General features: G+C 62.6%; 21 protein-coding genes. 10 read left to right on the top strand and 11 right to left on the bottom strand.

Annotated features, from left to right (window positions below; genetic code table 11):
- From Q0799_RS02345 to Q0799_RS02330, 4 genes are all read right to left on the bottom strand, one after another.
- Positions 1–2,346 (bottom strand): valine--tRNA ligase (locus tag Q0799_RS02345; protein ID WP_298393763.1); only part of this gene is annotated, 2,346 nt, incomplete at its 3' end.
- Positions 2,347–2,411: 65 nt separating this feature from the next.
- Positions 2,412–2,780, bottom strand: coding sequence for a hypothetical protein (locus Q0799_RS02340; RefSeq protein WP_298393762.1), 369 nt, complete (start codon positions 2,778–2,780; stop codon positions 2,412–2,414).
- An 8-nt stretch (positions 2,781–2,788) separates the two neighbouring features.
- Entirely contained in the window at positions 2,789–3,211 is a 423-nt protein-coding gene (locus Q0799_RS02335) for a DNA polymerase III subunit chi (protein ID WP_298393761.1), read from the bottom strand.
- Complete coding sequence (locus Q0799_RS02330) at positions 3,208–4,704, bottom strand: leucyl aminopeptidase (protein ID WP_298393760.1); 1,497 nt, start codon at positions 4,702–4,704, stop codon at positions 3,208–3,210. Before Q0799_RS02330 ends, Q0799_RS02335 begins: the two co-directional genes overlap by 4 nt.
- A 73-nt stretch (positions 4,705–4,777) precedes the next feature.
- Here Q0799_RS02330 and lptF point away from each other — a divergent pair, with 73 nt between their 5' ends.
- Both lptF and lptG read left to right on the top strand, forming a co-directional pair.
- Complete coding sequence (gene lptF, locus Q0799_RS02325; protein ID WP_298393758.1) at positions 4,778–5,851, top strand: LPS export ABC transporter permease LptF; 1,074 nt, start codon at positions 4,778–4,780, stop codon at positions 5,849–5,851.
- Positions 5,851–6,936 (top strand): LPS export ABC transporter permease LptG, encoded by a 1,086-nt coding sequence (lptG, locus tag Q0799_RS02320; RefSeq protein WP_298393756.1) that lies wholly within the window; start codon positions 5,851–5,853, stop codon positions 6,934–6,936. Before lptF ends, lptG begins: the two co-directional genes overlap by 1 nt.
- On the opposite strand, the gene Q0799_RS02315 is transcribed toward lptG, so the two are convergent.
- The 4 genes from Q0799_RS02315 to Q0799_RS02300 are packed head-to-tail and all read right to left on the bottom strand — an operon-like array spanning position 6,886 to position 8,796.
- Positions 6,886–7,350: an RDD family protein gene (locus Q0799_RS02315; protein ID WP_298393753.1), complete on the bottom strand. Its 465-nt coding sequence runs from the start codon at positions 7,348–7,350 to the stop codon at positions 6,886–6,888. The two genes, lptG and Q0799_RS02315, sit on opposite strands and share 51 nt — an antisense overlap.
- A gap of 14 nt (positions 7,351–7,364) precedes the next feature.
- A complete protein-coding gene (locus Q0799_RS02310) occupies positions 7,365–7,871 on the bottom strand; it encodes a DUF3106 domain-containing protein (protein WP_298393751.1) in 507 nt (168 codons plus the stop codon).
- The gene (locus Q0799_RS02305; protein ID WP_298393749.1) at positions 7,841–8,239 is read right to left on the bottom strand and encodes a DUF3619 family protein; all 399 of its coding nucleotides are present in this window, start codon (positions 8,237–8,239) and stop codon (positions 7,841–7,843) included. The genes Q0799_RS02310 and Q0799_RS02305 overlap by 31 nt, the downstream gene beginning before the upstream one ends.
- Positions 8,236–8,796, bottom strand: a complete 561-nt coding sequence (locus Q0799_RS02300; protein ID WP_298393770.1) for an RNA polymerase sigma factor — start codon at positions 8,794–8,796, stop codon at positions 8,236–8,238. Before Q0799_RS02300 ends, Q0799_RS02305 begins: the two co-directional genes overlap by 4 nt.
- Positions 8,797–8,915: 119 nt before the next feature.
- Between Q0799_RS02300 and ilvB the strand changes: the two genes are divergently transcribed.
- The 5 genes from ilvB to Q0799_RS02275 all read left to right on the top strand — a co-directional run bounded on the left by ilvB (position 8,916) and on the right by Q0799_RS02275 (position 14,662).
- Positions 8,916–10,616 carry a biosynthetic-type acetolactate synthase large subunit gene (ilvB, locus tag Q0799_RS02295; protein WP_298393748.1) on the top strand — a complete coding sequence of 567 codons (1,701 nt, stop codon included), beginning with the start codon at positions 8,916–8,918 and terminating at the stop codon, positions 10,614–10,616.
- A gap of 18 nt (positions 10,617–10,634) precedes the next feature.
- The gene (gene ilvN / locus Q0799_RS02290) at positions 10,635–11,126 is read left to right on the top strand and encodes an acetolactate synthase small subunit (protein ID WP_028994663.1); all 492 of its coding nucleotides are present in this window, start codon (positions 10,635–10,637) and stop codon (positions 11,124–11,126) included.
- A gap of 25 nt (positions 11,127–11,151) precedes the next feature.
- Positions 11,152–12,168: a ketol-acid reductoisomerase gene (ilvC, locus tag Q0799_RS02285; protein ID WP_298393745.1), complete on the top strand. Its 1,017-nt coding sequence runs from the start codon at positions 11,152–11,154 to the stop codon at positions 12,166–12,168.
- A gap of 180 nt (positions 12,169–12,348) precedes the next feature.
- Positions 12,349–13,101 (top strand): CDP-diacylglycerol--serine O-phosphatidyltransferase, encoded by a 753-nt coding sequence (gene pssA, locus Q0799_RS02280; protein WP_298393768.1) that lies wholly within the window; start codon positions 12,349–12,351, stop codon positions 13,099–13,101.
- Positions 13,102–13,117: 16 nt separating this feature from the next.
- Positions 13,118–14,662, top strand: coding sequence for a 2-isopropylmalate synthase (locus tag Q0799_RS02275; protein WP_298393743.1), 1,545 nt, complete (start codon positions 13,118–13,120; stop codon positions 14,660–14,662).
- A gap of 27 nt (positions 14,663–14,689) precedes the next feature.
- On the opposite strand, the gene Q0799_RS02270 is transcribed toward Q0799_RS02275, so the two are convergent.
- From Q0799_RS02270 to Q0799_RS02260, 3 genes are read right to left on the bottom strand one after another with little or no spacing between them, the layout of a single operon-like run.
- Positions 14,690–15,055 (bottom strand): DUF2069 domain-containing protein, encoded by a 366-nt coding sequence (locus Q0799_RS02270; RefSeq protein ID WP_298393741.1) that lies wholly within the window; start codon positions 15,053–15,055, stop codon positions 14,690–14,692.
- Positions 15,052–15,648 carry an NAD(P)H:quinone oxidoreductase gene (gene wrbA, locus Q0799_RS02265; RefSeq protein ID WP_298393739.1) on the bottom strand — a complete coding sequence of 199 codons (597 nt, stop codon included), beginning with the start codon at positions 15,646–15,648 and terminating at the stop codon, positions 15,052–15,054. Before wrbA ends, Q0799_RS02270 begins: the two co-directional genes overlap by 4 nt.
- Before the next feature lie 28 nt (positions 15,649–15,676).
- Entirely contained in the window at positions 15,677–17,188 is a 1,512-nt protein-coding gene (locus Q0799_RS02260) for a hypothetical protein (protein ID WP_298393737.1), read from the bottom strand.
- 148 nt (positions 17,189–17,336) lie between these two features.
- Between Q0799_RS02260 and rpsP the strand changes: the two genes are divergently transcribed.
- Genes rpsP through trmD form a run of 3 tightly spaced genes read left to right on the top strand, consistent with a single transcriptional unit; the run spans position 17,337 to position 18,877 of the window.
- The gene (gene rpsP / locus Q0799_RS02255; protein WP_028994670.1) at positions 17,337–17,591 is read left to right on the top strand and encodes a 30S ribosomal protein S16; all 255 of its coding nucleotides are present in this window, start codon (positions 17,337–17,339) and stop codon (positions 17,589–17,591) included.
- A gap of 12 nt (positions 17,592–17,603) precedes the next feature.
- A complete protein-coding gene (rimM, locus tag Q0799_RS02250; RefSeq protein WP_298393735.1) occupies positions 17,604–18,116 on the top strand; it encodes a ribosome maturation factor RimM in 513 nt (170 codons plus the stop codon).
- On the top strand, positions 18,113–18,877 hold the full coding sequence (gene trmD / locus Q0799_RS02245) for a tRNA (guanosine(37)-N1)-methyltransferase TrmD (protein ID WP_211226394.1): 765 nt from the start codon (positions 18,113–18,115) through the stop codon (positions 18,875–18,877). The genes rimM and trmD overlap by 4 nt, the downstream gene beginning before the upstream one ends.
- Positions 18,878–18,881 lie beyond the last annotated feature (4 nt).

Here is an 18,881-nt window from a genome sequence, read left to right as displayed (position 1 = left end):
ACTCTCATCTTCCGCGCGGGCGATGGGCCAAGAGGCGATCATCACGCTTTCGGCCGCCTCCGCCGGGGAAGGATAGCCGCGTCGCGGAGCGCGGGAGCGGAGTAGCTGCCACACTTCCTCCGCCAGGAACGGCACGAAGGGGCTGAGCAGCCGCATCAGCACGTCCAACACGTGCACCAAAATGCGTTGCGCGGCCGGTCGCGTTTGCGGGTTTTGCAGCCGCAACTTGACCATCTCCACGTAGAAGCTGCAAAACTCATCCCAGGCGAAGTCGTACAAGCAGCGGGCGGCCTCGGAAAAGCGGAATCGTTCCAGGGCCTGCGTCACCGTCTGAGTGACGCTCGCCAGGCGGCCGAGAATCCAACGGTCCTCCAGCGGGAGGGCGTCGGGCGAAGTTTCGCCCGGCCGGTAACCCTCCAGGTTCATCAGTACGAACCGCGAGGCGTTCCACAGCTTGTTGCAGAAATTGCGGTAGCCGTCGCAGCGATTCAGGTCGAACTTGATGTCGCGGCCCGGGCTGGCCAGCGAGGCGAAGGTGAAGCGCAGCGCGTCGGTGCCGAAGGCCGGGATGCCTTCCGGGAATTCCTTGCGGGTCTTCTTGGCGATGCTTTCGGCCTGCTTCGGGTTCATCAGGCCGAAGGTGCGCTTTTCGACCAGCGCGTCGATGCCGATGCCGTCGATCAGGTCGATCGGGTCGAGCACATTACCCTTGGACTTCGACATCTTCTGGCCTTCGCCGTCGCGGATCAGGCCGTGCACGTAGACGTGCTTGAACGGAATCTGGCCGGTGATCTGCTTGGTCATCATGACCATGCGGGCGACCCAGAAGAAAATGATGTCGAAGCCGGTGACCAGCACCGACGACGGCAGGTACTGCTTGAGCAGCGGGTTGGCCGCGTCGGCGGCCTCGTCGCCGGTCCAGTCCAACGTCGAGAACGGCCACAGGGCGGAGGAGAACCAGGTGTCGAGGACGTCCTCGTCGCGGCTCAGCTGGCCGGCGTAACCGGCCTTGTCGGCCTGGGCGCGGGCTTCTTCCTCGCTGTGGGCGACGAAGACCTCGCCATTGACGCCGTACCAGGCGGGAATCTGGTGGCCCCACCACAGCTGGCGCGAGATGCACCAGTCCTGGATGTTGTTCAGCCACTGGTTGTAGGTATTGACCCAGTTTTCCGGGTAGAACTTGATTTCGCCGGAGTGGACGACTTCCAGCGCCTTTTCCGTGATCGACTTGCCGTCCTCGCCGGGCTTCGACATGGCGACGAACCACTGGTCGGTGAGCATCGGTTCGATGACGACGTTGGTCCGGTCGCCGCGCGGCACCTTCAGCTTGTGCTTGTCGACCTTGACCAGGATGCCTTCGGCTTCGAGGTCAGCGACGACGGCCTTGCGGGCGTCGAAACGATCCAGGCCGCGATACTTCTCCGGCGCGTGGTCGTTGATCTTGGCATCCAGCGTCAGGATCGAGATCATCGGCAGGTTGTGCCGCTGGCCGACGGCGTAGTCGTTGAAGTCGTGCGCCGGCGTGACCTTGACGCAGCCGGTCCCGAATTCGAGATCGACGTAGGAATCGGCGATGATCGGGATTTCGCGGCCGCTCAGCGGCAGCTTCACCATCTTGCCGATCATGTGCTGGTAGCGTTCGTCTTCCGGATGCACCATCACGGCGGTGTCGCCGAGCATGGTTTCCGGACGCGTCGTGGCGACGACCAGGCTATCCGAGCCGTCGGCCAGCGGATAGCGGATGTGCCACATGAAGCCGTCTTCCTCTTCCTGGACGACTTCCAGGTCGGAGACGGCGGTGTGCAGCTTCGGGTCCCAATTGACCAGGCGTTTGCCGCGGTAGATCAGGCCTTCGTTGTACAGGCGGACGAAGGTCTCGGTGACGACCTTGTTCAAGCCGGCATCCATCGTGAAGCGCTCGCGCGTCCAGTCCGGGCTGGTGCCCATGCGGCGCATCTGGCGGGTGATCGTGCCGCCCGAATATTCCTTCCATTCCCAGACCTTTTCCAGGAACTTCTCGCGGCCGAGGTCGTGGCGGCTGATGCCTTGCGCATCGAGTTGGCGCTCGACGACGATCTGCGTGGCGATGCCGGCGTGGTCGGTGCCCGGCTGCCACAGCGTGTTATGGCCGCGCATCCGGTAGTAGCGGGTGAGCGCGTCCATGATCGTCTGGTTGAAGCCATGACCCATGTGCAGCGTGCCGGTGACGTTGGGCGGCGGCAGCAGGATGCAGAAGTTGTCCTGCGTATTGCCGTCTATGCCGGCCGCGAAGTAGTTTTTGGCCTCCCATTCGGGATACCAGTGGCGTTCGATGTCGGCGGGTTCAAAGGCTTTGGCGAGTTCCATGGGCTTGGCGGGAAAGGAGAAAACCGGCAATTATACCGGAGCGCCGCCAGGCCTTCGCCGCGATCTCAGTCCGGCGAGTGCTGTTTTCCCGCCTGCTGCTCGTCGAGCAGTTCGGCGATGCTGGCGGCGATGATTTTCGGAATTTCCGCCAGCAGGCGTTGTTCGACCCGGCGCCCCAGTTCTTCGACCAGGGCAGCGCCCCATTCGCTGTCGATTGCCGGAATTTCATCCTGCTCAAGCACCGGTGCCGGGGGCGTTTCAGGCAAGGGCAGCGTGCTTGCCGGCGGGGGCGGTGCTGCGACATCGAGCAGTACCGGGATTTCCTCTTCCGCGTCGATGGCGTCGGTGAGTACCGGCACTTCCTCGCCGTCGGGCGTGCTCAGGTGACGGCGTTGCATCAGGGCGTCGGCGCGGGCAAGGATGGGGCTGGGCATGCGTCTTCCTAGCGGTCGTTCAGGTCAAAGTAACGGACTTCGCAGCCCTGTTCCTTGTAGAAACGGACCCGTTCCCGGGCGGCCAGTCGTTCATCCTCGTCCTGGCCGACGACTTCGATCAGGCTCTGGATGCGCTCGTAGGCGGCCGGGATTTCGCGCGACAGGTTCATCAGCCTTTCCGTCTGCGCGACCTTGTCCAGCCTGTCGGCAATCAGGATCGGCGTTTCGTCGGCATGCGGCGCGTCGGCACGGCAGTGCGGGACGAAACTCAACTGGTCGCGCGTCCACAGCAGCCGGTCGATGCTGTCGGCCACCGGTTTGTCCGGCGCATAGACCAGCATCGGCTTGCGTTTGGCCCAGGCGCCGCCGATCAGTGCGCAGGCGGCGGCGATCTTGTCCGATGCCCCGTGGTAGAAGAAGACCTGGGTCAATCGACTTGTCCGGCACGTTGCATCAGGTACTGGGTCAGCAGCGGTACCGGGCGGCCGGTCGCGCCTTTGTCCTTGCCGGAGTTCCAGGCCGTGCCGGCGATGTCGAGGTGCGCCCAGTCGTATTTCTTGGTGAACCGAGACAGGAAACAGGCGGCGCTGATCGCACCGCCCCAGCGGCCGCCGATGTTGGCCATGTCGGCGAACGGGCTTTTCAGCAGGTCCTGGTACTCGTCCCACAGCGGCAGGTGCCAGGCGCGGTCGCCGGTTTCCTCGCCGGCTTCGATCAGGTCGCGGGCCAGGCTGTCCTTGTTGGCGAACAGGCCGGTGGCGACGCTGCCGAGGGCGACGACGCAGGCGCCGGTGAGGGTGGCGACATCGATGACGACCTCGGGGTTGAAGCGTTCGGCGTAGGTCAGCGCGTCGCAGAGGATCAGGCGGCCTTCGGCGTCGGTGTTGAGGATTTCGATGGTCTGGCCCGACATCGAGGTGACGATGTCGCCCGGGCGCGTGGCATTGCCGTCGGGCATGTTCTCGGTGGCCGGGACGAGCACCGTCAGGTTGATCGGCAGGGCCATCTTCGCCACCGCCTTGATTGTGCCGAGTACGCTGGCGGCGCCGCACATGTCGTACTTCATCTCGTCCATGTCGGCACCGGGCTTCAGCGAAATGCCACCGGTGTCGAAGGTGACGCCCTTGCCGACCAGGATCACGGGTTTCTCGGATTTGGCGGCACCTTTGTAATGCAGGACGATCAGCTTGGGCGGTTGTTCCGCACCGCGGGCAACAGCCAGCAGCGAATGCATGCCGAGGGCTTCCATGTCGCCGCGGTCGAGGATTTCACAGCCCAGGCCGAGTTCCGTCGCCAGCGCCTGTGCCTGTTCGGCCAGATAGGTCGGGTGACAGACGTTCGGCGGCAGGTTGCCGAGATCGCGCGTCAGGGCGCAGGCTTCGCCGATGGCCAGGCCTTGCTGCAGGGCATTTTCGGCCAGGCCGAGTTCGTTGCGCCGCTCGACGATCAGGGTCAGCTTGCGCAGCGGTCGACGGGGCTCGTCGGCCTTGCTCTTGAATTGCTCGAAGCGGTAGGTGGCGGTCAGTGCGCTGACCACGGCCTGGCGGATGCGCCAGGCGATACCGCGTTTGCGGACGGCGACTTCGCTGAGGAACAGGCTGGCATCCTGGGCGCCGGTTCCGTCGAGCGCCTTGACTGCGGCGCGGATGGCGGAACAGTAGTCCTTTTCCCGGAAGTCTTTTTCCTTGCCCAGGCCGACCAGCAGGATGCGGTCGCTGAGCGTGCCGGGAACATTGTGCAGCAGCAGGGTGGTGCCGGCCTTGCCGTTCATGTCGCCGCGCCGGACGATTTCACCGATGAAACCACCGGAAGCGTTGTCGAGCAGCTCGGCAGAGAGGGTCAGGCGCCGGTTCTCGAATACGCCGACGACGACGCAACCGCTGCGCTGTTTCTCCGGGCTACCGCTTTTTATGCTAAATTCCACGCGCTGCTCCTAGTACCAAGGAAATATCGGCATCCCGTGGATTATCCACGTATTTTTTCGGTTTCGTCAAAGCATGATATTTGAGCGCGCCGCGCGGCGCGAATTCGCTCAGGCAGCAGCCGGCATCAGTATTGTCCTGCTGGCCATTGTGACCTCCATCCAGTTGATCCGGCTCCTCAAGGAAGCAGCCGGCGGCGAACTTGCGGCCGAAGGGGTGCTGGCGCTGCTGGGCTTCGGGCTGATCAAGTATCTGCCGATGCTGCTGACCCTGACCCTGTTCGTCGCCGTCCTGTTGCCGTTGTCGCGGATGTACCGCGATTCCGAGATGGTCGTCTGGTTCTCCAGCGGCATGCCGCTGACCGACTGGCTGAAGCCAGTGCTGCGTTTTGCACTGCCGATGGTCCTCGCTATCGGCACGCTGTCAATGGTTATCGCTCCATGGGCCAATTTGGCGCAGGGAAATTATCAGGCCACCTTGTCTGCTCGATCTGAATTGTCTTCGGTGTCGCCAGGTGCTTTCAAGGAAATGCGTAGCGGCAGGCAGGTATATTTCGTCGAACGCCTTGATGGAGAGGCTGGTCGGGTCGGCAATGTTTTCGTTGCCTCTATGCAGGAGGGAAAGCTTGGGGTGGTGATGTCCAATTCCGGGACCCAGGAAACGCTTGAGAATGGCGATAGATTTCTGGTGCTCGAAAAGGGGCGTCGTTACGAGGTGGAGCCAGGTAGCGCAGCTTTCAAGGTCATGGATTTCGAGCGCTACGCCGTGCGTACCGAGGACGGGGAACCTAAACAGACTGGGGTGTCGCCGCGGCGGATGGGGCTGCTCGAGCTGCTCGGGCACTCGTCCCCAGACACTCGGGGTGAGTTGCTCTGGCGTATTGCCATCCCGGTGTCGGCGATCATTCTTGCCCTGCTGGCGATTCCCTTGTCCTACGTCAATCCCCGTGCCGGCCGCTCGGCCAATATCCTGATCGCCATTCTGGTGTATGCCATCTACAGCAACCTGATTTCCATCTCGCAGGCCTGGGTGACCGGCGGCAAGATGCCGTTCGCGGTGGGCGTGGTTCTGCCGCATCTGTTGATGCTGCTGCCGCTTGGTGTGTTGTTCTATGGCCGGATGTTCGGCTGGCAAAGGCGGACTGCCTGATGTTCAAGCTTTCAATCTACCAGCGTTACCTGATGCGCGAGACGCTGCTGGCGATCCTGCTGGTCTTGCTGGCCTTTGTCGTGCTGTTTGGTTTTTTCGATTTTGTCGAGGAAGCCAGGGGGGTTGGCAAGGGGAACTACGGTTTCTGGGTGGCTTTCGTCTCGGTGCTCTTTTCGCTGCCGGGTCTGGTCTATGAACTGATTCCGGTGGCCTGTCTGATCGGCACACTGTATGCGTTGGCGACCCTGGCCCGGCATTCGGAGATAACCGTGCTGCGGGCTTCCGGTCTGGCAACGCGCACCTTGCTCGGGACGCTTTACCGGGTCGCGGCACTGCTCGCCGTGGCAACCTTCCTGATCGGCGAGATACTGGTGCCGGTCAGTGATCGCCTGGGGCAGGAGTTGAAGGCGGGGGCGATGGACAAGGCTTTTGCCCAGCAGGGTTTCATCAGCGGTATCTGGGTCAAGGATGGACGCAATTTCATCAATATCCGTCATGCGGTCAGCGAGAGCTTTCTGGAAGATGTGCGTATCTACAGCTTCGACGAGGCAGGCGCACTGGCTTCGGTGACCGACGCCGGAAGTGCAGCCTTTGCCGAACGGGGAGGGTGGTTGATGAGCGAGGTGGTGAAGACTTCGCTCGATGGCGAGCGGGTCAGCGTCGAGCGTCGCCAGAGCGATGTCTGGACATCTTCGATCACGCCCGACCTGCTGTCGGCGCTGATGATCGCGCCGGAACGGATGTCCTTGTATGACCTGTTCAACTACACCCGGCACCTGTCCGGGAATCGTCAGAGCACCGAACGCTACGAGATCGCGATCTGGAAGAAACTGTTCTATCCGCTGGCTTCGCTGGTGATGGTGACCCTGGCGCTGCCTTTCGGTTACGTACATGACCGGGTTGGCGGTGTCAGCCTGAAGATTTTCGGCGGGGTGATGCTGGGGATCGCCTTCTACGCCCTCAACGGGCTGTTCTCGAATCTGGGCGTGATCAACGCCTGGCCGCCGGTGGCGAGTGCGGCGGCGCCGGCCGTGCTATTTTTCCTGGCGGCGGTCTCGTTGATCTGGTGGGTCGAGCGGCGCTGAAGTCGCTTCCCGGTCGATGCGGGTGCCGGCGATCCGGTCGTGCAGGAACAATCCGTCCCGGTCGAACAATGCCCAGACGATGCCGATGCCGAACAGGACGATGCTGGGCCAGGCGGCCATGTAGCGGAGGATGGCCTGCAGGGGGCGCAACGGCATGCCGCTCTGGTCGACCACGCGGAGTTTCCAGGTTTTCATGGGCAGCGTCTGGCCGCCGTGCAGCCAGCACCAGACAAAATAGATGCCAAGCACCAGGAAAACATGCAGCCAGAGCAGTTTTCCACCCGGGTTGAAGCCGAAGCCGGAGAGGATCACCTGCGGGAAGAGGAAGGTGGCGAGCAGGATGGCGAAGACGACGAGGCCTTCGTAGAGCATGGCGCCGAGGCGGCGGCCCAGACTGGATGGATCGTGAATCATGCGGTACGGCCGGCTTACTGGTCGGAGGCGGCGGTCGCTTCCTCGGTTCCGGTTTCCGGTTCAGGTGGCGGGGCGAGAAGGATAGCCGATTTGTGGTTCTCGCGGACTCCTTGTCGTTTTTCTTCGGGCAGTTGCTTGTAGGCCGACCACTTTTTCCTGATCGCTTCCTTTTCGTCGGTGGGCAGGCGATTGATTTCCAGGTAATTCTCACGCACCTTGGCCCGCTGCTCGGGCGTCATTCTTGCCCAGTCGTTCATCCTGGCCTGGAAACGCTGCTTTTCGGTTTCCGACATCGACGGATAGCGGGCGGCCGAAGCCAGCCACTGCTTGCGCCTGACGTGTTCCATCGCACCCCATTCGGCGGCCAGCGGAGCCAGTATTTCTCGCTGGCTGGCGGTCAGTGCCTGCCATGCCGGTTGTGGCGCGGTGCCGATGATGGCCGCGGTCGGCGGTGCGGCAAGGGCTGGCAGCTGGCAGGCCAGCGCCAGGATCACTCCTCGGATGAATTGTCTTTGAGCCATTCAAGGAAATCCCGGTCGAGTAATACCTCCGGCGGCAGGTCGTCGGTCAGCAAGGCGCTGTCGATTGCCTCGATTTCGGCAACGTAACGTTCGCTGTGCCAGTGGAAAGCCAGCCACATGCCGGAGAGCAGCGCGACGATCGCCAGCAGCGAACGCACGATGACTGAGGTGTCACGTTTTCCGCCGCTTGCCGGGGTCCCTGCGGGGTAAGCGGCGAGTTCCGCGACCATCTGGCGCACCGGCTGTTTTTGCCGGCTGACTGCCAGGTGGCGGGCGGCTTCCAGGCGACGGGAAGCCGCCGGGGAAATGTCTTGCAGGCCGTGATTCAGTGCCTGCCTGATGCGGTATGCCTGTCGTTCTTCATTCATAAGCTGATCCCCAGTGCCGCCAGTGCCGCCGCCAGCGTGTGCGTTGCCCGCGAGCAATGGGTCTTGACGCTGCCCTCGGAGCATCCCATCGCGCTTGCCGTCTCGGCGACATCCATTTCCTCCCAGTAACGCATGACAAAGGCTTCGCGTTGACGCGGGGGGAGCTTTTTCAATTCATTTTCAATCGCGGCCAGCGTCCGGCTTTGCAGCAGGTCGCTTTCGGGGGTTCTGGCAGTGCCTTGATCCTGGGCAGATTGCAGCGTTTCCAGCGGATCGTGTTCTGCGTCGTCCTGGCTGAAGGCCGACAGGGCGGTGGTCCACAGGTTGCGTACCTTGCTGCGCCGGAAATGGTCGCGGATGGTGTTCTGCAGGATGCGCTGGAACAGCATCGGAAATTCCTCGGCCGGTCGGTCGCCGTATTTCTCGGCGAGCTTCATCATCGTATCCTGGACGATGTCGAGGGCGGCTTCTTCTTCGCGCACCGCATAGAGCGCCTGCTTGAAGGCGCGACGTTCCGAGGTTTCGAGGAAAGTGGCGAGCTGATGCGGCGAGGCCAGGATTATTCCTTCGGCAAAATGGCACGGATGCTGTTGTTTTTCAGGGGGTGCCTTGACCGCCGGGGGGCGTGTCGATTATGGTTACGCCCTTTTCAGTTAACAGCTTTTTGGGCTTGCATATGATGATCAGCGGTGCGGAAATTGTAATCAGGTGCCTGCAGGAAGAAAAGGTCGATTGCGTGTTCGGATACCCTGGCGGTTCCGTGCTGCACATCTACGATGCCTTGTTCAAGCAGGACGACGTCAAGCATGTTCTGGTTCGCCATGAGCAGGCCGCCGTACACGCTGCCGACGCCTATTCCCGTTCTTCGCAACGCGTCGGCGTCGCCCTGGTGACTTCCGGTCCCGGCGTGACCAATACCGTGACCGGCATCGCCACTGCCTACATGGATTCGATCCCGATGGTCGTGCTGTGCGGTCAGGTGCCGACTCAGTACATCGGCCAGGATGCCTTCCAGGAGTGCGACACGGTCGGCATCACCCGCCCCTGCGTCAAGCACAACTTCCTGGTCAAGGACGTCAAGGATCTGGCGACCACCATCAAGAAGGCCTTCCACATTGCTGCGACCGGTCGTCCCGGCCCGGTGGTCGTTGACATCCCCAAGGACGTCACCGCGCAGATGTGCGAGTTCGACTACCCGAAGACGATCCAGATGCGTTCGTACAATCCGGTGGTCAAGGGGCACCTCGGCCAGATCAAGAAGGCCGTGCAGATGCTGCAGGAAGCCAAGCGGCCGATCATCTACACCGGCGGCGGCGTGATCCTGTCCGATGCTGCCGACAAGCTGACGCAGCTGGCGAAGAAACTCGATTTCCCGGTCACCAACACGCTGATGGGCCTGGGCGGCTACCCCGCCACCGACCGTCAGTTCGTCGGCATGCTCGGCATGCACGGCACCTTCGAAGCCAACAACGCGATGCACTACGCAGACGTGATCCTGGCCGTCGGTGCCCGTTTCGACGACCGCGTGATCGGCAACCCGGAACACTTCAGCAGCGAGAAGCGCCGCGTCATCCACATCGACATTGATCCGTCGTCGATCTCCAAGCGCGTCAAGGTCGATGTCCCCATCGTTGGCAACGTTGCCGACGTGCTCGACGAAATGCTCAAGCTGCTCGATGGCGGTTGCAAGACCGATCCGGAAGTTGCCGACTGGTGGAAGCAGATCGACGAATGGCGCGGCCGCAAGTCGCTGGCCTATCGTCAGACCAATCACATCATGCCGCAGTACGTGGTCGAGAAACTCTACGAAGTGACCGGCGGCGATGCCTTCATCACTTCCGACGTCGGCCAGCACCAGATGTTTGCTGCGCAGTACTACAAGTTCGACAAGCCGCGGCGCTGGATCAATTCCGGCGGTCTGGGCACCATGGGCGTCGGCCTGCCGTACGGCATGGGCGTGCTGATGGCCAATCCGGATGCGCAGGTCGCCTGCGTTACCGGCGAAGGCTCGATCCAGATGTGCATCCAGGAGATGTCCACCTGCAAGCAGTACGGCCTGCCGGTCAAGATCATCAACCTGAACAACGGCATGCTCGGCATGGTCCGCCAGTGGCAGGAGATGTTCTACTCCAAGCGTTACTCGCAGTCCTACGTCACCTCGCTGCCCGACTTCGTCAAGCTGGCCGAAGCCTATGGTCACGTCGGTATGCGCATCGAGAAGCCGGAAGACGTCGAGCCGGCACTGCGCAAGGCCTTCACCGAGCACAAGGACGACCTGGTCTTCATGGACTTCATCATCGATCCGGGTGCCAACGTCTTCCCGATGGTCGCCGCCGGCAAGGGCCTGACCGAAATGATCCTGGCCGAAGAACTGTAAGCGGGTAAGGAAAACAACATGCGACACATCATTTCCATCCTGATCGAAAACGAAGCGGGCGCCCTGTCCCGCGTCGCCGGCCTGTTCTCGGCCCGCGGCTACAATATCGAATCGCTGACCGTGGCACCGACGGAAGATCCCTCGTTGTCGCGGATGACCATCCTGACCTCGGGCTCGGACGACGTGCTCGAACAGATCACCAAACAGCTCAACAAGCTGGTTGACGTGGTCAAGGTGGTCGACCTCTCCGAAGCTGCCCATGTCGAGCGCGAACTGATGCTGATCAAGGTTCGCGCCACCGGCAAGGATCGCGAGGAGATGAAGCGCATGGCCGACATCTTCCGCGGCCGCATCATCGATGTCACGGAATCGACCTATGTCATCGAACTCACCGGAGCCAGCACCAAGCTCGACTCCTTCATCGCCGGGCTCGATGCCGGCCTGATTCTCGAAACCGTCCGTACCGGTGTCTGTGGCATCGGTCGTGGCGATCGTATTCTCAAAGTCTGATTACTGTTTTTCTCAAGAGGGATTCATGAAAGTTTATTACGACAAGGACGCCGACCTCTCCCTGATCAAGGGCAAGAACGTCACCATCGTTGGCTACGGCTCGCAAGGCCATGCCCACGCCCAGAACCTGCGCGACTCCGGCGTCAACGTCACGGTCGGCCTGCGCAAGAACGGTGCTTCCTGGGCCAAGGCCGAAGGCGCCGGTCTTAAGGTTGCCGAAGTCAAGGACGCCGTCGCTGCTGCCGACCTGGTCATGATCCTGCTGCCGGACGAGAACATTCCGGAAGTCTACAAGAACGACGTCGAGCCGAACATCAAGCAGGGTGCCACCCTGGCTTTTGCCCACGGCTTCAACGTGCATTACAACCAGGTCGTGCCGCGCGCCGACCTCGACGTGATCATGGTCGCGCCGAAGGGCCCGGGCCACACCGTCCGTTCCGAATACCTGAAGGGCGGCGGCGTGCCGTCGCTGATCGCCATCTACCAGGACAAGTCCGGCAAGGCCAAGGACATCGCCCTGTCCTACGCAGCTGCCAACGGCGGCACCAAGGGCGGCGTGATCGAGACCAACTTCCGCGAAGAAACCGAAACCGACCTGTTCGGTGAGCAGGCTGTTCTGTGCGGCGGCGCCGTCGAGCTGGTCAAGATGGGCTTCGAAACCCTGGTCGAAGCCGGCTACGCGCCGGAAATGGCCTACTTCGAGTGCCTGCACGAACTGAAGCTGATCGTCGACCTGATGTACGAAGGCGGCATCGCCAACATGAACTACTCGATCTCGAACAACGCCGAGTACGGCGAGTACGTGACCGGTCCGGAAGTCATCAACGAGCAGTCGCGTGAAGCCATGCGCAACGCCCTGAAGCGCATCCAGACCGGCGAGTACGCCAAGATGTTCATCCTCGAAGGTCGTACCAACTACCCGAGCATGACGGCCCGTCGTCGCCTGAACGCCGTGCATCCGATCGAGACGGTCGGCGGCCAGCTGCGCGACATGATGCCGTGGATCAAGAAGAACAAGCTGGTCGACCAATCCAAGAACTAAGGTTGGTGCCGGCTCCACGGAGCGTCGTTGCTTGGGCTTGCCGTACTAACGTACTGTCTTCGCCCGCGCGCCTAGCTCCGTGTTCGCTTTGACGCTTTGGGCGGTGTGGGAGACTGCACCGCCCAAATTGTTTGTGGGAAGGGTGTATCCTTGCACCGTTCCAGCTTTCCCTTGCTGCCCATGACCGAACTCAAACCCCGCAAAGCTCTGTTCAATCCGGAAGTCAAACGTCGCGGCATCTACCTGTTGCCGAACATGTTCACGACTGCGGCGCTGTTTGCCGGCTTCTTTGCCATCGTCCAGGCCATGCAGGGCGATTTCGAGAAGGCGGCGATGGCGATCTTTATCGCCATGGTCCTCGACGGCCTCGACGGCCGCGTGGCGCGGCTGACCAATACGCAGTCGGCCTTTGGTGCCGAATACGATTCGCTGTCCGACATGGTCAGCTTCGGTGCGGCGCCGGCGCTGGTCATCTACATGTGGGCGCTCAACGATCTGGGGCGCATCGGCTGGATTGCCGCCTTCATCTACTGCGCCGGTGCGGCCTTGCGGCTGGCGCGCTTCAACACCACGCTGGAAGTCATGGACAAACGCTTCTTCCAGGGGCTGCCGTCGCCGGCGGCAGCGGCGCTGGTTGCCGGTCTGGTGTGGGTCAGCATCGTCGCCGAGGTTTCCGGGCACGACATCCGCTGGCTGGCCTGCGGCGTCACCGTGCTCGCCGGCGTGACCATGGTGTCCAACATCCGCTATTACAGCTTCAAGGACATCAACCTGAAGAAGAGCGTGCCTTTCTTTGCCATTGCCGCGGTCGCGCTGGTCTTCGCGCTGATCGCCTACAGCCCGGAAATCGCACTGTTCGGTTTCTTCGTGGTCTACTGCCTGTCCGGTTATGTCCTGGCCCTGATCGGCCTGTTCAAGCGCAAGCCGGTCTGAGTTCGACGGAGTCATCATGAAACAACACTTGGTCATTTTCGATACCACGCTGCGCGACGGTGAGCAGAGTCCCGGCGCGTCGATGACGCGCGAGGAGAAGATCCGCGTCGCCCGCCAGCTGGAGAAGATGCGCGTCGACGTCATCGAGGCCGGCTTCGCCGCCGCTTCGCCCGGCGATTTCGAATCGATCCAGGCGATCGCCCAGGCGATCAAGGATTCGACGGTCTGCTCGCTGGCGCGCGCCAGCGAGAACGACATCGCCCGTTCCGGCGAGGCGATCCGCCCGGCCAAGTCGGGCCGCATCCATACCTTCATCGCGACCAGTCCGATCCACATGGAGAAGAAGCTGCGCATGAGTCCCGATCAGGTGGTCGAGCAGGCGGTCAAGGCGATCGGCTGGGCGCGGCAATACACCGACGACGTCGAGTTCTCGGCCGAGGACGCCGGGCGTTCGGAAATCGACTTCCTGTGCCGCATCTTCGAGGCGGTGATCAAGGCCGGGGCGAAGACGATCAACGTGCCCGACACGGTTGGCTACAACATCCCCTCGCAGTACGCCGAAACCATGCGCCAGTTGATCGAGCGCGTGCCCAATTCCGATAAGGTGGTGTGGTCGGTGCATTGTCACAATGACCTCGGCCTGGCCGTGTCCAACTCGCTGGCCGCCGTGCTGGCCGGTGCCCGTCAGGTCGAATGCACGATCAACGGTCTCGGTGAACGCGCCGGCAACGCCGCGCTGGAAGAAATCGTCATGGCCGTGCGCACGCGCGCCGATGTCTTCCCGGTCGAGACGCGCATCGACACGACGCAGATCGTCGCCGCTTCCAAGCTCGTCTCGCAGATCACCGGCTACCCGGTGCAGCCGAACAAGGCCGTCGTCGGCGCCAACGCCTTCGCGCACGAGTCCGGTATCCATCAGGACGGCGTGCTCAAGCACCGCGAGACCTACGAGATCATGCGTGCCCAGGATGTCGGCTGGACGCAGAACAAGCTGGTACTCGGCAAGCACTCCGGGCGCAACGCCTTCAAATCGCGGCTGCAGGAACTGGGGATCGAACTGGACAGCGACGAGGCGCTCAATGCCGCCTTCGCCCGCTTCAAGGAACTGGCCGACAAAAAGCACGAGATTTTCGACGAGGACCTGCACGCGCTGGTCTCGGACGAAGTCGTGACGCCGGAGCAGGAACACTACAAGCTGGTCTATTCCCGGGTGACCTCGGAAACCGGCGAGATGCCGCAGGCGACCGTTATCCTCAGTGTCGGCGGCGTCGAACACAAGGCCGAAGCCAGCGGCGGCGGGCCGGTCGATGCGACGTTCAAGGCGATCGAAAGCATTGCCGGCAGCGGTGCCGAGTTGCTGCTTTACTCGGTCAATGCGATCACCACCGGTACCGATGCCCAGGGCGAGGTGACCACGCGCCTGGCCAAGGGCGGCCGCATCGTCAACGGCAACGGCGCCGATACCGACATCGTCATCGCTTCGGCGCGTTCCTACCTGAATGCGCTGAACAAGCTCGAATCGACGCTCGACAAGGTGCGCGCCCAGGGCGACGACATCTGAGTCAGCGCGCCCTGGCAAAAAACCGCGTCACGACGACGCGGTTTTTTTTATCTCGGTATTTCTTGTCGCCCGGATGAACATCACCGCTGAGTAGAAGATGAGCACGGCGAGCACGGTTTCGCCGACAGCCAGCCATTGTGACAGTCCCTGGTCGCTGGTTGCCCGGGTCAGGCCTTCGAGCAGGTAGAGCTGGATCAGCAGTGACAGCCACTTGTAGGTGTACCGCTTGCCGCGCAGGATGCCGAACAGCGGCGCCAGCAGGACGATGGCCTTGAGCGTCAGCCACGAGCCGCCTGGGCGCAAGGGCGCCAGCCAGCCTTCCCAGGCCAGGCAGAGGAAGATCAGGGCGATCAGCGCGGCGCTGGTCAGGTTCTGGTAAAGGCGGGCGTTCATGATTTCCCCAGTTGGACGACCAGTCGGGCCAGGCGCTGGCCCTGGGCGAAAGCCAGCTGGCTTTCCGCTTCGGTCAGTGTCGGATCACCGTTACCACCGGCGACATGGCTGGCCCCGTAGGGTGTGCCGCCGCTGCGTGTGGTCGATAATTCGGCTTCGGTGTAGGGTAGCCCCATCAGCAGCATGCCGTGGTGCAGTAGCGGCAGCATCATGCTCAGCAGCGTCGCTTCGTTGCCGCCGTGCTGGCTGGCGCTGGAGGTGAACACGCAGGCCGGTTTGCCGGCCAGGCTGCCGTTCTGCCAGGTGGCGATGGTGCCGTCCCAGAAATACTTCATCGGCGCTGCCATGTTGCCGAAACGGACCGGGCTGCCCAGGGCCAGGCCGGCGCATTCCTCAAGATCGCTGATTTCGACGTAGGGCGCCCCTGTGTCGGGAACGCCGGGGGCACTCGCTTCGCAGACGGTGGACACCCGGGGGACGGTGCGCAGGCGGGCCTGGGCGCCGGGGACCGAATCGATGCCGCGGGCCAGGCGTTCGGCCAGGGCACGGACCGAGCCGCGATGGCTGTAGTAAAGGACGAGTATGTCTTGCATGGGCCCGGATTATACGTCCGGGCGGCCATCACTCCATGTCTTCGGGAAGGATCGGGAAGATCTCGACCGAACTGGTCTGCTCGTCGATGCCCGTGGTGCGGACTTCGCGGACGGCAAAATTGTCCTGCTCGATCAGCAGCACGATCTGGCGGCTGTCCTCGTTGAGCAGTCCGGGGCTGACCACCAGCGACTGGTTCTTGCGCAGTGGCGGGGTCTCGGGAAGAATCAGCGCGTTGATCTGGGTGGCCTGGAGGTTCCACGGCTGGGCAATGCGGGCGGCGATGGCTCGGGGCGCCAGCAACTGCAGGCCGACCTCGACATGCTCCGGGTTTTCCGAGATGGCCCAGCGGATGATGCAGACGTGCCAGGCGTCGCCGTTGCCGGCTTCCTTCTGGGTCTGGATGGCAACGATGTCGCCGACCCGCAGCTGGGTGGTGCTGCCCATCATGTGCATCAGGGCAAAGCCGTCGGGGCTTTCGTTGGTCACCATCCATTCACTGAGTTCAACGTCCTGGTCCGGATTCTCCAGCAGCCGGTGGAGGCTCTCCAGGCCCGAGCACAGTCGGGCGCGGTAGGACTGCCGACGGCGCGGGAACTTGCGCTTGGCGGGCAGTCCCCATAGCTTTTCCAGGCGCCTGAGAACACCCTGGCCGCTGTGGGTGCCGGCAAACTCGGGCAGCCCGAGTTGCCGGGGCGGGGTGCCAGTATCGAGCTGGTGGCGGATTTCGCCGATTTCCCGGGCGAGTTCGGCGCAGGAAAAATACAGCGGCTGGATGTCGCTGCCCGGCGTGCGCCGGCTCAGTGCGTGGGCGGGGAAGTCGCGGTCGAGGTCGATCCAGAAGCAGCTGTCGAGCGGTTCGCTGATTTTTTCGCTGAGCGCCGGCGGCTGTCCGCTCTGCTCGACGAGAGCGTTGATGAATTCCAGTTCGTCTGAGGAAAAAGAAGCCGGCTGGGCAATCGCGGTGAGCAGGATGTTGGTGTACAGGCGCTGGATGCTGGCCGATTCCCTCGGGCCCGGGTGATGTTCGACGCCGAGGCGGCGGGCGGTCCGGAAGGCGGCGTGCAGTTGCTGCCAGAGCCCGGGGCGGGGCGGCGCGGCGACCAGGTGGTGGATGCGGATCTGCCAGGCAATCGACAGCATGGCCCGGCGCAGCGAGGTCTGCGCGCCGTTGCCCAGGGTGTTGCCCTGCGGGTCGAACAGGGCCGCCAGGGTGTTGAAATAATCCTGGGTCAGCGTCTCCAGCAGTTCAAGGATCAGGCGGACACGCTGGCGAATCTTGCGCGAGATCGGTAGCGATAACTCGTTCAAGCGCGGCAACTCGTTGCGCACGACCTCCTCGGTGTGGGCATAGAGGAGGTCAAGCAATTTGATGCGTTGCGGTGTGGCAATCGGTGCTTCGCGAAGATAGAGCACCTGACGCAGCAGTTCCTCGGTATCCTCCGCGCTCGAGCGACCGTGGGCCAGCGCCAGCCATTCAAGAATGCCCTTGATGCCGCCTTCGCCGGCCACCGCTGTGTCGTTTTGTGGTGTTTTTGCCATGATTTCTGCAAGGATAGCAAAAAAGGGCATTTCTCCCTATCTTGCCAAGCGGCGGTCGTCGGCGATTGCGTTGCGCTTAAGTGGCTTGTTTTTTATCGATTTGCAGATATAATCTTGCGTCTTTTTCCCAGCTAACGAAAGTATTCCAATGGTTGTTATCCGTCTTGCCCGTGGCGGCGCCAAGAAGCGCCCGTTCTACAACATGGTTGTTACCGATTCCCGTAACCGTCGTGACGGCCGTTTCGTTGAGCGCATCGGCTTCTACAACCCGGTTGCCTCCGGCAATGCCGAAGCCCTGCGTATTTCCGCCGATCGTCTGGCCTACTGGCAGAACAACGGCGCCCAGCTGTCGCCGACGGTTGCCCGTCTGGTCAAGCAGCACGCTGCCCAGCAGGCTGCCTAAGCGGCTTTGCCCTTGTCCGGCAGCGAAATCGTCGTCCTGGGTCGGCTGGCCGATCCTTACGGGATTCGCGGCTGGCTGAGACTGCATCCTTTCGGGGATGATCCGCTGGCCTGGGCAGACATGCCGGTCTGGTGGATCGGTCGCGAAGGCGGACCGTGGCGCGAAGTCGGGCTCAAGGGTCTGAAAGCGCATGGCGACGGGATTGTCGTCCTGCTGGACGAAGTCCCCGACCGGACGGCCGCCGAGGCGCTGAAGGGAACACTGGTGGGCGCGCCGCGCGACATGTTGCCGCCGCCCGCCGATGACGAGTTCTACTGGGGCGATTTGCTCGGTCTGGTGGTCGTCAATGAAGCAGACGAAACGCTCGGCACGGTTGCCGGGCTGATCGAAACCGGCGCCAACGATGTGTTGCGCGTGGTCGCCGGGGATGGCACCGAACGACTGCTGCCTTTTGTCGAGGCAGTGGTGCTGGCGGTGGAGAAGGAAGCAGGGCGCATTCGCGTTGCGTGGGGCAGCGACTGGTGATCCGGTTCGACTGCGTGACCATCTTTCCGGAGATGTTCGCCGCCGTGACGCAAAGCGGTATTACCCGACGGGCGCTGGAAGAAGGGCGCTGGGCCTGGCAAGGCTGGAATCCCAGGGATTTCGCCGAAAACGCCTGGCGTCGCGTCGATGATCGTCCCTTCGGCGGCGGACCGGGCATGCTGATGCAGCCGGGGCCGCTGGAGAAGGCGATTGCTGCAGCAAAGGCGCAGCAGCAGGCAGCGGGCCTGGCGAGCAGCCGGGTCATCTACCTGTCGCCGCAGGGCGCGCCGCTGACCCACGAACGGGTCATGCAGCTGGCGAGCGGCGAAGCGGGGCTGATCCTGCTGTGCGGCCGCTATGAAGGAATCGACGAGCGTCTGATCGAGCGCTGTGTCGATGAGGAAATTTCGATCGGGGATTTCGTGCTCTCCGGGGGCGAATTGCCGGCGATGGTGCTGATCGATGCCATTGTCCGCCAGTTGCCCGGGGTGCTCGGCGATGCCGCTTCGGCGGTGGAAGATTCGTTTGTCGGTGGTCTGCTGGATTGTCCGCACTACACCCGTCCCGAGGTTTACGAGGGAATGGCGGTGCCTGAAGTGCTGATCTCCGGCGATCACAAGAAAATTCGTCGTTGGCGGCTCAAGCAGTCGCTGGCGCGGACCCGGAAGCGTCGCCCGGATTTGCTGGCGCACCGCAGTCTGACTGCGGAGGAAACGCAACTCCTCACGGAAATATCCGGAGAGGAGCAATGCGGTGAGTAATGTT

Source organism: uncultured Azonexus sp. (assembly GCF_937982035.1).
Classification (GTDB): Bacteria; Pseudomonadota; Gammaproteobacteria; order Burkholderiales; family Rhodocyclaceae; genus Azonexus.
Note: the sequence above shows the minus strand (reverse complement) of the source record. Positions and strands in the feature narration are given on the sequence as shown.